Genomic DNA, 14662 nt, shown 5'->3' with positions numbered 1-14662 from the left:
CCAGCGTTTTTTGCGCCCGACAATCCATGATCAGCACCGAACTCAAAACCACGATCCAGGGCGCCTACTCGCGTTTTCTCGAAGCCAAGAGCCTCAAGCCGCGCTACGGCCAACGCCTGATGATCGCTGAAATCGCCAAGGTCCTGGGTGACATCGACACCGACGACGAAGGCCGGCGCAGTGGCGACCCCGCGATTGTCGCGGTGGAAGCCGGCACCGGTACCGGCAAGACCGTGGCCTACAGCCTGGCGGCGATTCCCACGGCCAAGGCCGCCGGCAAGCGCCTGGTGATCGCCACGGCCACCGTGGCCCTGCAGGAGCAGATCGTCTACAAGGACTTGCCCGACCTGATGCGCAACAGCGGGCTGAACTTCAGCTTCGCCCTGGCCAAGGGGCGCGGGCGCTACATGTGCCTGTCCAAACTCGACATGTTGCTCCAGGAAGGCCACGCGCAGACTGCCACTGCGCAACTGTTCGAAGAAGAAGGCTTCAAGATCGAGGTCGACGAGGCCAGCCAGAAGCTGTTTACCAGCATGATCGAGAAGCTCGCCGGCAATAAGTGGGACGGTGACCGCGACAGTTGGTCCACCGCTCTGGAAGACGCCGACTGGGCGCGCCTGACCACCGATCACAGCCAGTGCACCAACCGTCATTGCCCGAACTTCGGCCAGTGCGCGTTCTACAAGGCCCGCGAAGGCATGGGCAAGGTCGACGTGATCGTCACCAACCACGACATGGTCCTGGCGGACCTGGCCCTGGGCGGCGGCGCCGTACTGCCGGACCCGCGCGACACCATCTACGTGTTCGACGAAGGCCATCACCTGCCGGACAAGGCCATCGGCCACTTCGCCCATTACACGCGCCTGCGCTCCACCGCCGACTGGCTGGAAACCACCGCCAAGAACCTCACTAAATTGCTGGCCCAGCACCCGTTGCCGGGCGACCTGGGCAAGTTGATCGAGCAGGTGCCGGAGCTGGCGCGGGAGATCAAGACCCAGCAGCAGTTCATGTTCACCGCGTGCGAGCAGATTGCCGATTTCAAACCCGGCGAAGACGTCGAAGGCCGCGAGCGCCCGCGTCACCGATTCGTCGGCGGGGTGATTCCCGAGCACATGCGTGAAATGGGCATCGAACTGAAGAAAGGCTTCGCACGGCTGACCGACTTGTTCACCCGCCTGACCGACCTGCTCAAGGAAGGCATGGACGGCGAGGTCAACATTGGCATCGCCAGCAACCAGGCTGAAGAGTGGTACCCGCTGTTCGGCAGCCTGCTGTCGCGCTCTTCCGGCAACTGGGAGCTGTGGACCGCCTTCACCGTCGAAGACCCGGAAGACAACCCGCCCATGGCCCGCTGGCTGACCCTGGCCGAAAGCGGATCGCTGTTCGACATCGAGGTCAACGCCAGTCCCATCCTCGCCGCGGAAATGCTTCGCCGTAATCTGTGGAACGTGGCGTATGGCTGCCTGGTGACGTCGGCGACCTTGACCGCCCTCGGCACCTTCGACCGCTTCCGCATGCGCGCCGGCCTGCCGAAAAAAGCCGTGACGGCGGTGGTGCCAAGCCCCTTCCATCATGCCGACGCCGGTGTGCTGCGGGTGCCGAACCTGAACGCCGATCCCCGTGATGCAGCGGCACATACCGCCGCGATCATTCGTGATCTGCCGGAACTGGTCGAGGGCTCGCGGGGCACGCTGGTGCTGTTTTCCTCGCGCAAACAGATGCAGGACGTGTTCGATGGCCTGGACCGCGACTGGCGCAAGCAAGTGTTCATTCAGGGCAATCTGTCGAAGCAGGAAACCCTGAACAAGCACAAGGCGCGGGTCGATGGCGGGGATTCCAGCGTGCTGTTCGGCCTGGCCAGCTTCGCCGAAGGGGTCGACTTGCCCGGCGCCTATTGCGAGCACGTGGTCATTGCCAAGATTCCATTCTCGGTACCCGATGATCCCGTCGAAGCGGCGTTGTCGGAATGGATCGAAGCCCGTGGCGGCAATCCGTTCATGGAAATCTCCGTACCGGACGCCTCGCTGAAACTGGTCCAGGCCTGCGGTCGCTTGCTGCGCACCGAAGAAGACCGCGGCACTATCACCTTGCTCGACCGGCGCCTGGTGACCCAGCGCTATGGCAAAGCCATCCTCAACGCGTTGCCGCCGTTCCGTCGAGAAATTTCCTGAAGCACCGGTGGGCAGTTTTGCCCACCGCGTTGTCTATCTCTCTGCCACCGCTTTTTCACTGGCCCATTAAAGGTCGTTAGGGAGAATTTCGTTCTCATGATTTGCCGTTCGTTGCCTGCCGTATTTGCCCTGTTGTTCGCAACACCGCTGTTGGCCGCACCTGCCAGCCAGCAGACGCTGTTCAACTTTGTGCGCCCCGCCGACGTGGTCCAGGTGGCGACACAGGACGCCAGCCTGCCGCAATCCAACGCCGAGCAAACCCCTGAAGGCGAAGTGCTGCGCCGGGTGACCTTCAACCCGGTCGCCCGGCCGACGTTGCGCCTGACCCCGCAAACCGGTGCCTGGGACTGGTCGCAATCGGGCGTCATGAGCCTGCGGATCCAGAGCGCGATGAACTGGGCCTTGACCCTGTACGTGACCATCCAGAGCAACGACGGCAAGACCCTGGTCAGCCGCGTCGATCTGCCGGCCGGGCCTGCGCAAACCCTGTTGGTGCCGCTGCAAGCGACATCGCCGCTGAGCCTGGGCATGAAGGCCGGCCCGCCGATGCCGATGACCGTTGAGGGCCAGCGTGTGTTGCTGGCCAGCAGCGCCGGTGAGCTGGATCGCAGCCAGGTGGTGTCCGTGACGTTGTCGATGGACCAGCCCAAAGCCGCGCAAAGCATCCTGCTGGAGCGCTTTGGTGTGCAGGAAGGCGAGTCGGTCAGCCAAGCCGTGTATGGCGGCTTGGTGGATGCGTATGGCCAGTCGACCCGGGCCAAATGGCCGGAAAAAGTCAGCAACGACGAGCAGCTGAAAAGCGCTGCCGCCAAGGAACAGCAACAACTGAAAACCTGGCTGGCTGAGCGTCAGAAGTCTTCGCTGGACAAATTCGGTGGATTGACCAACGGCCCGTCATTCAAGGCCAGTGGCTTTTTCCGCACCGAGAAGCGCAACGGTCGCTGGTATCTGGTGACGCCCGAAGGTCACCCGTTCTATTCCCTTGGGGTCAATACCGTGGCCCCGGATGTCAACCAGACCTATGTGGCCGGTCGCGAGTGGATGTTCGACTCCCTGCCCAAGGCTGACGAGGCGCTGGCCAGCCACTACGGCGAAGGCAACAACCGTGGCGGCAATGGTGCCGATCAAGGGCGCGGCTACAATGCCGGGCGCTGGTACGACTTCTACGGTGCCAACCTGCAACGTCTGTATGGCGATCCTTGCGCGTTGGGCAGCGAAACCAAAGCAGGAGTCGCCGCGGCGGCCAAGGCGGATGCGGTTGAAGCGACAGCGACCAAGGCTGCAGAGCAACCCGTCGCTCCTGCTACCGCCGAGTCTGGCGTCGCCGAAGCCGCCAAGACTGAAGCGACGCTGGCAACAGCGGCAGAGCCAACATCGGTCGAACCGTGCAAAGCGTTGTTCGACGAGCAACGCTGGGCCAGTCACACCCTTGATCGCCTGCAGGCCTGGGGCTTCAACACCATCGGCAACTGGAGCGCCCCGGTACTGGGCAACGCCGATCGCGTGCCATACACCTTGCCGCTGTCGATCGTCGGCGACTACGCCAGCATCAGCACCGGTACCGACTGGTGGGGCGGCATGCCCGACCCGTTCGACCCGCGTTTTGCCATGGCCACCGAGCGTGCAGTGGCGATTGCCGCCCGCGACCATCGTGACGATCCGTGGCTGATCGGTTACTACGCCGACAACGAACTGGCCTGGGCCGGTCCCGGGGATGATCCGAAAGCCCGTTATGCCCTGGCCTACGGCACCTTGAAAATGACTACCGACGTGCCGGCCAAACGTGCATTCCTCAAGCAACTGCGGGACAAGTACCGCAATCAGGCCGGCCTGTCGAAAGCCTGGGGCATTGATCTGCCCGCCTGGGAATTGATGGAAGATCCGGGGTTCGTGCCACCGCTCCCGAGCGCCGAGCACCCGGAAATCGAAGCCGACTTCAAATACTTCCAGAAGGTCTTCGCCGACACTTACTTCAAGACCATCTCCGATTCACTCAAGTGGCACGCGCCAAACCAGCTGTTGCTCGGTGGCCGTTTCGCCATCAGCACGCCGGAAGCCGTGGAGTCCTGCGCCCAGTATTGCGACGTGCTGAGCTTCAACATGTACACCCTGCAACCCCAGGATGGTTACGACTTCGCCAAACTGCGCAGTCTCGACAAACCGGTGCTGATCACCGAGTTCAATTTCGGTTCGGCCGATCGTGGGCCGTTCTGGGGCGGCGTCACGCAGTTGGCGAAAGAGGAGGACCGTGGTACGGCGTATGCCAACTTCCTCAAGCAGGCAATGAGCGAGCCGTCGATTGTCGGCGTGCATTGGTTCCAGTACCTCGATCAACCGGTCACCGGGCGCTTGCTTGACGGTGAAAACGGTCACTTCGGGTTGGTGGGCATCACGGATCTGCCGTTCCAGGGCTTTGTCGACAGCGTGCGCAAGAGCAACCTGGCGACGGTCGAACAATTGGGCAAAGAGGCCGGGAAGGCTGCGGCTGACGCCGACAAAGCCAGCCACGACGCCGAGGGCGGTCGCAAGGCCGAGGCCGGCAAAGGGCCGGGGAAGGGCGCGGGTGGGCATTCCGGCAAAGGTCATTAAATTCCGAGGCCGCCAGGATCGCAGCCTTCGGCAGCTCCTACAGGGGGTACGCCTTGCCACTGTAGGAGCTGCCGCAGGCTGCGATCTTTTGATCTTGAATGGACCGCCCAGCCCAACCCTGTTCCCAAAACCCTCAAGGGCTGGAACAATGCCCGCCACTTAGTAGAGCGTTAATCCGGGGGAGTTGCGGGTGCAGATTCAGGGTCATTACGAGCTTAAGTTCGAAGCGGTGCGAGAGGCTTTCGCGGCGCTGTTCGACGATCCCCAGGAGCGTGGCGCAGCATTGTGCATTCAGGTGGGTGGCGAAACCGTCCTCGATCTGTGGGCCGGCACCGCCGACAAGGACGGGGCCGAGGCCTGGCACAGCGACACCATCGCCAACCTGTTCTCCTGCACCAAGACCTTTACCGCCGTCACCGCGCTGCAACTGGTGGCCGAAGGCAAGCTGCAACTGGATGCGCCGGTGGCGCGCTACTGGCCCGAATTTGCCGCTGCCGGCAAAGCGTCCGTCACCTTGCGTCAACTGCTCTGCCATCAAGCCGGCCTTCCGGCATTGCGCGAGCTGCTGGCCCCCGAAGCCCTCTACGACTGGCAAACCATGGTCGACGCCCTGGCTGGCGAAACACCGTGGTGGACGCCGGGCGAAGGCCACGGGTACGCGGCGATCACTTATGGCTGGCTGGTCGGCGAATTGCTGCGCCGTGCCGACGGTCGTGGGCCGGGAGAATCCATTGTCGCGCGGGTCGCCAAACCGTTGGGCCTGGACTTCCATGTGGGGCTGGCCGACGAAGAGTTCTATCGCGTGGCCCACATTGCACGGGGCAAGGGCAATGTCGGCGATGCCGCTGCCCAGCGCCTGCTGCAAGTGACCATGCGTGAGCCAACGGCCATGACGACCCGGGCGTTCACCAACCCGCCGTCGATCATGACCAGCACCAACAAACCCGAGTGGCGACGCATGCAGCAGCCGGCCGCCAATGGCCATGGCAATGCCCGTAGCCTGGCCGGTTTCTACGCCGGCCTGCTCGACGGCAGCCTGCTGGAAAGCGAAATGCTCGATGAGTTGACTCGTGAGCACAGCCTCGGCGAGGACAAGACTTTACTGACCCGGACCCGTTTCGGCCTGGGTTGCATGCTCGATCAACCGGACGTTGCCAATGCCACCTTCGGCCTTGGCCCGCGGGCGTTTGGTCATCCGGGTGCCGGCGGCTCCATCGGCTTTGCCGACCCGGAGCACGATGTAGCCTTCGGATTTGTGACAAATACCCTGGGCCCCTACGTCTTGATGGACCCGCGCGCGCAAAAGCTGGTGCGGGTTCTGGCCACTTGTCTGTAAAAGCGGCTGTCGGTCTCCAGGGCTGGAACCCGATAGCCTTTTGAGTTTCAAAGCGTCAGTTTGTGCGGGCCGACGTGGCCTGATTTTTTGACTTCATTTTTGTGGATATCCAATGTCATCCAATAAAACCCTCGCCTTGGCCCTGTGCTTCGCCATTACCGGTTGCGCACAGACTCCACAGAAAGACGCGACGGCACCTGTCGCCAAGACTGAAAGCGCCAGCCACTGGTACTGGCCGTTCGGTTCCGACGACAGCGCCGGCAAGCCCGTGGCCAAGCCGGAGGTGAAACCTGAGGTCAAACCCGTGGCGGTGGCCAAGGCCGAAACCGAGAGCGGCAGCAAGTGGTGGTGGCCGTTCGGTGGAAGCGAACAGAGCGCCGCCAAGGCTGTGCCGATGCCGGATCCGAAGGTCACCCAGGCCTGGCTTGACGACTACGAGCCGCGTCTGCGCGAGGCGGTCAAGGACAGCAACCTGCAACTCGAGCGCCGCGAAAACGTGCTGGTGGTAACTGCACCGGTCGAAGGCTCGTTCAACCCTGATCGTCCGGCCATGCTGCTGCCGGTCACGCTCGGTCCGTTTACCCGCGTTGCCAAGATCCTTGAAGCCGATCCAAAGACCGCTGTGTTGATCCTCGGCCACAGCGATACGTCCGGCGCTGCGCCTGCCAACGTCAAACTGAGCCAGGAGCGTGCCCAGTCCGTTGCGGCGATTTTCCGTCTCAGTGGTTTGCAGCGTGATCGCCTGATGCTGCGTGGCCTGGGCGGTGATGCGCCGCGTGCCGCCAACGACAGTGTGCAAGGCCGTGCACTGAACCGCCGTGTGGAACTGCTGGTGACTCCGCAAAACACCATGGTCGCGCTGTTGAGCAAGTACAACATGCCGGCGCCGGCGCCTGTGAGCATGGTCGCTGCCGCTGACGTCAAGCCGGTCGCCAAGCCTGTGACACCAGCCCCGGCGACTAAAAAGGCTGCTGTTCCAGCGGTGAAAAAAGCCCCCGCGAAAAAAGCAGCGGCCAAGAAAGCACCTGCGAAAACCGCAACGCCGGCAAAGAAAACCACGCCAGCCAAAGCCTCCACGGCTGACAAGAAAGTCGCCGCCACTGATACTGCAAAGCAGTGATTCGTTAACCAAAAGGAATGCGCCATGACCCAGGGCCTGGCTGATATGCGTCGTGACTACACCCGTGACGGCCTGACCGAGGCACAAGCCCCGGCCGAGCCGTTTGCGTTGTTCCACCAGTGGTTCGCCGACGCGGTGAAAACCGAGCAGGCGCCGGTGGAGGCCAACGCCATGACCCTGGCCACCGTCGACCAGGACGGTCGACCGCACTGTCGCATTCTGTTGCTCAAGGGCCTGGACGAACTGGGTTTCACCTTTTTCACCAACTACGAAAGCGCCAAGGGCCAGCATCTGGCCGCGAATCCGTTCGCGGCCATGACGTTTTTCTGGCCGGCGCTGGAGCGCCAGGTGCGCATCGAAGGGCGGGTGGTGAAGGTGACGCCCGAGGAGTCCGACGCCTATTATCAGGTCCGTCCACTGGGCAGTCGCCTGGGAGCCTGGGCATCGCCGCAAAGCCGCGTGATCGCCGATCGTGGCGAGCTCGAAGCGCTGCTCAAGGACACCGAGCAACGTTTCAGCGACACCCAGCCGCATTGCCCGGAACACTGGGGCGGTTATCGCCTGCTGCCGGAGCGCATCGAGTTCTGGCAGGGCCGCCCGAGTCGTCTGCACGACCGCCTCAACTACCGCCAGCAGGGCGCCGACTGGATTCTTGAACGTCTGGCACCCTGAGCAGTCTACCGATCGGGATAGCCTGCCGCAGCGGCCTCCAGCCACTTCGGCAGGTCTCGACGCTTGATCTTCTGCGCCTGGGCACTCGCCAATTGTTCGAGCATGAAGGCTTTTTTCTGCTCGTCCTTGCCCGCCAGCGCTAGCGCCAGGTCGCGGTCCATCCAGCGCTTTATCCGAACGTACAGCCACCAGTGGAAGTACAGTCCAGCGACGGTAGTAACGAAAATGATAAAGTAGTCCATGAAAGTCCTTGGCCGGTGGGGCAGTTTCCGATTATGCCGCTACTGTGTGAGTTCGTGGAGGCGCCTTAACGGAGCCTGAATCAAAGCAATTTTACCCGGGCGGTGCCGTGACAAGCGTCAAGCTGCGGAGTTTAATGAACATCTGTTTCTTTGGAGTTGATGCTATGCGTAAGTCTGTTCTGCTGGTTGCTTCCTTTTCCACGATGGCGATGTTGCTCACTGGTTGCCAATCGAGCCTGACCGGTGACTCCTATTCCCGTGACGAGGCGCGTCGCGTGCAGACCGTTCGCATGGGGACCATCGAAGCATTGCGTCCGGTGAAAATCGAAGGCACCAAAACCCCGATCGGCGGCGCTGCAGGCGCAGTGGTTGGCGGCGTTGGCGGCAGCGCCATCGGTGGCGGCAAAGGCAGTATCGTTGCTGCGGTCATCGGCGCAGTCGCTGGCGGCCTGATCGGTTCGGCCGCAGAAGAGGGCATGACCCGCACCCAGGGCGTGGAAATCACCGTGCGCGAAGACGATGGCAGCATGCGCGCCTACGTTCAGGAAGTTCAGCCGAACGAAGTGTTCCGTGTTGGCGAGCGTGTGCGCATCGCCAGTGTGAATGGCACCAGCCGCGTTTCGCACTAAGCGCAAACACCGGATAAACAAAAACCCGATCAGGTGACTGATCGGGTTTTTTGTTTTACAGCGCAGGTGAGTATTGATTGGCGTCAGGCGATATCGCGGTTTATCAGGAGGCCAGGCCGGAGTGCTTGCGACTCGCCATCGCGGTCACCGCATAACCGATCAGCGCGGCGAGAATCGAACCGGTCAGGATTCCCATGCGATCCATTCCGGCGAAATCGCTTACACCCGGTTCAAAGGCCAGTGAGCCGACAAACAGACTCATGGTGAAACCGATGCCGCAGAGAATCGCTACGCCCAGTACCTGGCCCCAATTGGCGCCTTGGGGCAGGGCGGCGATACCGGTTTTCACGGCCAGCCAGGTCAGGCCGAAGACACCGACGGTCTTGCCCAGCAGCAGCCCGATGGCGATGCCCATGGGAACGTGATGAGTGAAGCTTTCGACGGTGACGCCACTCAGGGACAGGCCGGCGTTGGCGAAGGCGAACAGCGGCAGGATGCCGTAGGCGACCCACGGGTGCAGGGCGTGTTCCAGGGCCAGCAGTGGCGAAGGTTCGGCATTTTTTGTGCGCAGCGGAATGCAGAAAGCCAGGGTTACACCGGCCAGCGTGGCGTGGACACCGCTCTTGAGCACGCAGACCCAGAGGATCAGGCCAATGATCATGTACGGCCCGAGCTTGACTACGCCAAGCCGGTTCATCCCGATCAGCGCCGCAATACAGGCGGCGGCCAGCGCCAGGGACAGGGTCGACAGCGCACCGGAATAGAAGATCGCAATGATGATGATCGCGCCAAGGTCGTCGATGATCGCCAGGGTCATCAGGAACAGTTTCAGCGAGACCGGAACCCGTTTGCCAAGCAACGCCAGCACGCCAAGGGCGAAGGCAATGTCGGTCGCGGTCGGGATTGCCCAGCCGTTGAGCGCCGGTGGTGTGTCGCGGTTGAGGTACCAGTAGATCAGCGCCGGCACCACCATGCCGCCAATGGCCGCCGCGCCAGGCAGGACGATTTGCGACGGTTTGGACAACTGGCCGTCGAGGACTTCGCGCTTTACTTCCAGGCCGATCAGCAGGAAGAACAGCGCCATCAGGCCGTCGTTGATCCATAGCAGCAACGGCTTGGCGATTTTCAGTGCGCCGATCTGGGCCACCACCGGAGTGTCCAGCAGGCCGTTGTACAGCCACGACAGCGGTGAGTTGTTGATGATCAGAGCCAGAACGGCAGCGGCGATCAGTAACAGACCGCTGGCAGCTTCCAACTGAAAGAAACGCGTGAAAGTGCTACGCAGAGGCAAGGTCGCTCTCCATCTGTGAATTCAAAAGGTGTTACACCCTAACAAGTACCGTTAGTTGTTAAAACAAAAGTTATATTCTTTTTTGTTATATGTCGTTACAGAGTGATCCGTCGCCAGTGAGCTGAGCCTAGCAGTTGTCGGACGTATTGGATCTCAGCTGTACCTGTGCCGGATGCAGGATTTTTCCTAAGCTTGTTGGATGGGCCTTGTACAAAGGCCAACTCTTGCCCGATTCAACGAGAAAACCATCATGAGCGACAACCGACAGTGGTCCCGCGAGGCGATCCGGATCATCGAAGCCGATTTCCAGCGCAGCGCCGACACCCACTTGATCCCCTTGCCGCTCCCGGGTTTTCCGGGCATCGAGTTGTATTTCAAGGATGAGTCCAGCCACCCCACGGGCAGCCTCAAGCACCGCCTGGCCCGTTCGCTGTTCCTGTATGCGCTGTGTAACGGCTGGCTCAAACCCAGTGCACCGGTCATTGAGGCTTCCAGCGGTTCCACGGCGATTTCCGAAGCGTACTTTGCACGCATGCTGGGCTTGCCGTTCATTGCGGTGATGCCGGCGACTACCTCAAAGGAAAAGATCGCGCAGATCGCCTTCTACGGTGGCCAAAGTCATCTGGTCGACGATCCGACCCAGATCTACGCCGAGTCCGAGCGTCTGGCTCGTGAGCACGACGGGCACTTCATCGATCAGTTCACCTACGCCGAGCGCGCCACCGACTGGCGAGCGAACAACAACATTGCCGAGTCGATTTTTCAGCAGATGCGATTCGAGCAGCATCCCGAGCCTAGCTGGCTGATTTCCAGCCCCGGTACCGGCGGCACCACGGCCACATTGGGTCGATACGTGCGTTATCGCCAGCATGGCACCCGCGTGCTGTGTGCCGATGCCGAGCGTTCGGTGTTTTTCGATTACTACCAGACCGGCGATGCCAGCCTGCGACTGGACCACGGCTCGCGTATCGAAGGCATCGGCCGGCCGCGCGTGGAGGCGTCGTTTCTGCCCAAGGTGATCGACGCCATGGTCAAGGTGCCGGATGACCTGTCACTGGCGGCCATGCACTACCTGGCGGAGCGTCTGGGACGTCATGTGGGCGGGTCGAGCGGCACCAACCTGATCGGCGCCCTGATGGCCGCTCAGCACATGAAGGCGGCAGGGGAGACGGGGTCGATGGTGGCGATTCTGTGTGACAGCGGCGAACGCTACGCCACGACCTATTACGATCCGCAGTGGCTCAAGGCCCAGGGGTATGAGTTGAGTGGTTCGATGGCTGCGGTCGCGGCGACGGTGGAGCGGGGTGAGCCGCTGCCGGACTCGGTTCTGCGCGCCAATATCTGACACGAATGAAAAGATCGCAGCCTTCGGCAGCTCCTACAGAGGATGGTGTAAATCCTGTAGGAGCTGCCGAAGGCTGCGATCTTTTGCTTTAAACCTTAAGCCTCCAGGCCAAGGATATCCCGAGCCACAGCCTCGGCGATCCGAATCCCGTCCACACCCGCCGACAGAATCCCGCCCGCATAACCGGCACCTTCACCGGCCGGGAACAAGCCTTTCACGTTCAGGCTCTGCATCGATTCGTTACGGGTAATACGCAGCGGCGAGGAGGTGCGGGTCTCGATGCCGGTCAACACCGCGTCGTGCAACGAGTAGCCACGAATCTGCTTTTCGAACGCCGGCAAGGCTTCGCGAATCGCCTCGATGGCGAACGCCGGCAGTGCCAGCGCCAGATCACCCAGGGCAACGCCTGGCTTGTAGGACGGCTCGACACTGCCCAGTTCGGTGGACGGCTTGCCCGCGATGAAATCGCCGACCAGTTGCGCCGGGGCTTCGTAGTTGCTGCCGCCCAGCACAAAGGCGTGGGACTCCAGGCGTTCCTGCAGTTCGATACCGGCCAGCGGGCCGCCCGGATAATCGACTTCCGGGGTAATGCCGACAACGATCCCGGAGTTGGCATTGCGCTCGTTACGCGAGTACTGGCTCATGCCATTGGTCACCACGCGGTTCGGCTCCGACGTCGCCGCCACCACGGTGCCGCCCGGGCACATGCAGAAGCTGTAGACCGAACGGCCGTTCTTGGCGTGGTGCACCAGTTTGTAGTCGGCGGCGCCGAGTTTTGGGTGCCCGGCGTACTTGCCCAGGCGCGCACGGTCGATCAGCGACTGCGGGTGCTCGATGCGGAAACCCACCGAAAAAGGCTTGGCCTCCATGTACACACCACGGCCGTGGAGCATGCGGAAGGTGTCGCGGGCACTGTGGCCGAGGGCCAGGATCACATGCTTCGAATGGATCTGTTCGCCGCCATTGAGTTCGACGCCGATCAGTTGGTCGTCTTCGATCAGCACGTCGGTGACACGCTGCTGGAAGCGCACTTCGCCGCCCAGGGCGCGAATCTGCTCACGCATGTTTTCCACTACGCCGGTCAGTCGGAACGTACCGATGTGCGGCTTGCTGACGTAGAGGATTTCTTCCGGTGCACCGGCCTTGACGAACTCATGCAGGACCTTGCGACCGAGGAACTTCGGATCCTTGATCTGGCTGTACAGCTTGCCGTCGGAGAATGTCCCCGCGCCGCCTTCGCCGAATTGCACGTTGGATTCCGGGTTGAGCACGCTTTTGCGCCACAGGCCCCAGGTGTCCTTGGTGCGCTGGCGGACTTCGGTACCGCGTTCGAGGATGATCGGCTTGAAGCCCATTTGCGCCAGCAGCAGCCCGGCGAAAATCCCGCACGGACCGAAGCCGACGACAATCGGACGTGCGCTCAGGTCGGCCGGTGCCTGGCCAACCATTTTATAGCTGACATCCGGTGCCACGTTGACGTTACGGTCATCGGCGAACCTGTGCAGCACCGCCGCCTCGTCGCGAACTTCAAGGTCGATGGTGTAGATGAAGCACAGCTCGGAGGACTTTTTACGCGCATCGTAGCTGCGCTTGAACAAGGTGAAGTCGAGCAGGTCATCGCTGGCGAGCCCTAAGCGTTGCACGATGGCAGGGCGCAGGTCTTCATCGGGATGGTCGATCGGCAACTTGAGTTCGGTGATTCGTAACATGGCGGGATCCGGTTCGCGGGGCGCACAACTGCGCCAGGGCGTTTGAAACCCGCGATTATAAGCCTCAAAGGCGCAGGCCCGTGAGGCTTAAACGATCAGTCGTCGCGCGATCCGCCGAAATACCCGCAGCCGCGCTGTACCTGACCGTCGATGCGCAGCTCGGCGCTCATGTGCTGGATGCTGGCGGTACTGCTGTCGACGCAGCGTTGCGGTGCAACCCACAGTTCGATGTGCTGGTTGTTGGCTTCGGTGCTGAGGTTGAAACGGCCATCGCCCAGTTGCTCTTCGACGTAAGGTACGGCCAAGGGTGGCTGGCCGGCCCGGTCGATGACCATGCCTTTGCCGCTGACTTTCACGCTCCACTCCGGGGTGTGGCCGGCGGCGCGCAGGATCAGCAGCTTGAAATTCGGATCCTCACACGCGTTGCTCGAGCGCTCGACGCGGTACAACTGCTCCAGATCGAGCTGGCCGTCACCACCGCTGCCGGCCACAACCCGCCCGCGCACGTCGGCAAACAGCTTGCCTTGCTTGTCCGCCAGGCTGGCGGCCTGCTGCAGGACGCTGGTACCGCCGGTGTCGTTGACCACGTAGCGGGTTGTCTGGTTGCACGGCTGGAACAGCAGTTTGCCGTCCGCGGCAGTCAACTGGCCTTGCATGCGTGTCTGGCCGACATGGGAGGCGTTCTGCCGCTCACCCTCGAACAACTGGCAAGCGGCGAACAGTGGAAGCAGGGCAACGAGGACTAAGGAACGGGCAACACGCATCTTGGGGTCTCCTGACAAGTGCTGCCACGTTACTCAGGCTGACCGTTCATCACAACCCTGCATTGCCCCGCTTCATGTAGGAGCTGCCGCAGGCTGCGATCTTTTGATCCTGATCTTGAATCAAAGGCCAGATCAAAAGATCGCAGCCTGCGGCAGCTCCTACAGGGAATGGTGGAATTAACCGACGTGGAAGGTCTGACCTGTCTGCAGGCCTTCCACACTCTTGGCGTAGGCCAAGGCCACATCCGCCGCAGGCACCGGCTTGAAGCCTCGGAAGTACGGCGCATATTTGCCCATGGCTTCGACGAGGACGTTGGGGCTGATCGAGTTCACCCGCAGGCCGCGCGGCAGCTCGATGGCGGCAGCGCGAACGAAGCTGTCCAGTGCACCGTTGACCAGCGCCGCCGAGGCGCCACTGCGAATCGGGTCGTGGCTGAGTACGCCGGTAGTCAAGGTGAACGACGCGCCGTCATTGGCGAAGTCGCGGCCGATCAACAGCAAATTGACCTGGCCCATGAGCTTGTCTTTCAGGCCCAGGGCAAAGCTTTCTTCGGTCATCTCGTTGAGCGGTGCGAAGGTCACGTTGCCGGCGGCACACACCAGGGCATCGAATTTGCCGGTCTGCTCGAACAATTTGCGAATCGAGGCGCTATCACTGATATCCACCTGAAAATCGCCGCTGCTGCGGCCAATCCGGATGATTTCGTGGCGTTGCGACAGTTCCTTGTCGACAGCCGAACCGATGGTGCCGTTTGCGCCGATCAAAAGAATTTTCATGGGGGCTGATCCTCGTA

The 14662-nt window shown here is 61.9% G+C and carries 12 protein-coding genes; 7 read left to right on the top strand and 5 right to left on the bottom strand.

Annotated features, from left to right (window positions below; all coding sequences use genetic code 11):
- The first annotated feature begins 26 nt into the window (after positions 1-26).
- From dinG to pdxH, 5 genes are all read left to right on the top strand, one after another.
- Positions 27-2171, top strand: a complete 2145-nt coding sequence (dinG, locus tag AC3WJW_RS02790) for an ATP-dependent DNA helicase DinG (RefSeq protein WP_007971623.1) — start codon at positions 27-29, stop codon at positions 2169-2171.
- A 96-nt stretch (positions 2172-2267) separates the two neighbouring features.
- Positions 2268-4760 (top strand): beta-galactosidase, encoded by a 2493-nt coding sequence (locus AC3WJW_RS02785; protein ID WP_493725037.1) that lies wholly within the window; start codon positions 2268-2270, stop codon positions 4758-4760.
- A gap of 190 nt (positions 4761-4950) precedes the next feature.
- A complete protein-coding gene (locus tag AC3WJW_RS02780; RefSeq protein WP_493725036.1) occupies positions 4951-6096 on the top strand; it encodes a serine hydrolase domain-containing protein in 1146 nt (381 codons plus the stop codon).
- Positions 6097-6208: 112 nt separating this feature from the next.
- Positions 6209-7216 (top strand): OmpA family protein, encoded by a 1008-nt coding sequence (locus tag AC3WJW_RS02775; RefSeq protein ID WP_493725035.1) that lies wholly within the window; start codon positions 6209-6211, stop codon positions 7214-7216.
- Positions 7217-7240: 24 nt separating this feature from the next.
- Positions 7241-7888, top strand: coding sequence for a pyridoxamine 5'-phosphate oxidase (gene pdxH, locus AC3WJW_RS02770; RefSeq protein ID WP_102701007.1), 648 nt, complete (start codon positions 7241-7243; stop codon positions 7886-7888).
- Positions 7889-7893: 5 nt separating this feature from the next.
- Here the strand turns inward: pdxH and AC3WJW_RS02765 are convergent, their stop codons facing one another.
- Positions 7894-8130, bottom strand: coding sequence for a hypothetical protein (locus AC3WJW_RS02765; RefSeq protein ID WP_015093826.1), 237 nt, complete (start codon positions 8128-8130; stop codon positions 7894-7896).
- A gap of 164 nt (positions 8131-8294) precedes the next feature.
- On the opposite strand from AC3WJW_RS02765, the gene AC3WJW_RS02760 reads away from it, so the two are divergent.
- Positions 8295-8759 (top strand): outer membrane lipoprotein, encoded by a 465-nt coding sequence (locus AC3WJW_RS02760; RefSeq protein WP_007971612.1) that lies wholly within the window; start codon positions 8295-8297, stop codon positions 8757-8759.
- A gap of 103 nt (positions 8760-8862) precedes the next feature.
- On the opposite strand, the gene nhaA is transcribed toward AC3WJW_RS02760, so the two are convergent.
- On the bottom strand, positions 8863-10050 hold the full coding sequence (gene nhaA, locus AC3WJW_RS02755; protein ID WP_493725034.1) for a Na+/H+ antiporter NhaA: 1188 nt from the start codon (positions 10048-10050) through the stop codon (positions 8863-8865).
- A 247-nt stretch (positions 10051-10297) separates the two neighbouring features.
- Here nhaA and AC3WJW_RS02750 point away from each other — a divergent pair, with 247 nt between their 5' ends.
- Positions 10298-11395, top strand: a complete 1098-nt coding sequence (locus AC3WJW_RS02750) for a PLP-dependent cysteine synthase family protein (RefSeq protein ID WP_493725143.1) — start codon at positions 10298-10300, stop codon at positions 11393-11395.
- A gap of 95 nt (positions 11396-11490) precedes the next feature.
- On the opposite strand, the gene AC3WJW_RS02745 is transcribed toward AC3WJW_RS02750, so the two are convergent.
- The 3 genes from AC3WJW_RS02745 to AC3WJW_RS02735 all read right to left on the bottom strand — a co-directional run bounded on the left by AC3WJW_RS02745 (position 11491) and on the right by AC3WJW_RS02735 (position 14645).
- On the bottom strand, positions 11491-13104 hold the full coding sequence (locus AC3WJW_RS02745; RefSeq protein ID WP_493725033.1) for an NAD(P)/FAD-dependent oxidoreductase: 1614 nt from the start codon (positions 13102-13104) through the stop codon (positions 11491-11493).
- A 95-nt stretch (positions 13105-13199) separates the two neighbouring features.
- Positions 13200-13868 (bottom strand): COG3650 family protein, encoded by a 669-nt coding sequence (locus AC3WJW_RS02740; protein ID WP_493725032.1) that lies wholly within the window; start codon positions 13866-13868, stop codon positions 13200-13202.
- A 177-nt stretch (positions 13869-14045) separates the two neighbouring features.
- Positions 14046-14645: a short chain dehydrogenase gene (locus tag AC3WJW_RS02735; RefSeq protein WP_493725031.1), complete on the bottom strand. Its 600-nt coding sequence runs from the start codon at positions 14643-14645 to the stop codon at positions 14046-14048.
- Positions 14646-14662: the final 17 nt, after the last annotated feature.

The organism is Pseudomonas sp. GW821-FHT07G06 (genome assembly GCF_058986625.1).
Note: the sequence above shows the minus strand (reverse complement) of the source record. Positions and strands in the feature narration are given on the sequence as shown.

What these genes read in the sequence shown, in the direction of transcription:
- dinG (WP_007971623.1), top strand. Translation starts at nt 27, where the DNA reads ATGATCAGCACCGAACTCAAAACCACGATCCAGGGCGCCTACTCGCGT.
- AC3WJW_RS02785 (WP_493725037.1), top strand. Translation starts at nt 2,268, where the DNA reads ATGATTTGCCGTTCGTTGCCTGCCGTATTTGCCCTGTTGTTCGCAACA.
- AC3WJW_RS02775 (WP_493725035.1), top strand. Translation starts at nt 6,209, where the DNA reads ATGTCATCCAATAAAACCCTCGCCTTGGCCCTGTGCTTCGCCATTACC.
- pdxH (WP_102701007.1), top strand. Translation starts at nt 7,241, where the DNA reads ATGACCCAGGGCCTGGCTGATATGCGTCGTGACTACACCCGTGACGGC.
- AC3WJW_RS02765 (WP_015093826.1), bottom strand. Translation starts at nt 8,130, where the DNA reads ATGGACTACTTTATCATTTTCGTTACTACCGTCGCTGGACTGTACTTC.
- AC3WJW_RS02760 (WP_007971612.1), top strand. Translation starts at nt 8,295, where the DNA reads ATGCGTAAGTCTGTTCTGCTGGTTGCTTCCTTTTCCACGATGGCGATG.
- AC3WJW_RS02745 (WP_493725033.1), bottom strand. Translation starts at nt 13,104, where the DNA reads ATGTTACGAATCACCGAACTCAAGTTGCCGATCGACCATCCCGATGAA.
- AC3WJW_RS02740 (WP_493725032.1), bottom strand. Translation starts at nt 13,868, where the DNA reads ATGCGTGTTGCCCGTTCCTTAGTCCTCGTTGCCCTGCTTCCACTGTTC.
- AC3WJW_RS02735 (WP_493725031.1), bottom strand. Translation starts at nt 14,645, where the DNA reads ATGAAAATTCTTTTGATCGGCGCAAACGGCACCATCGGTTCGGCTGTC.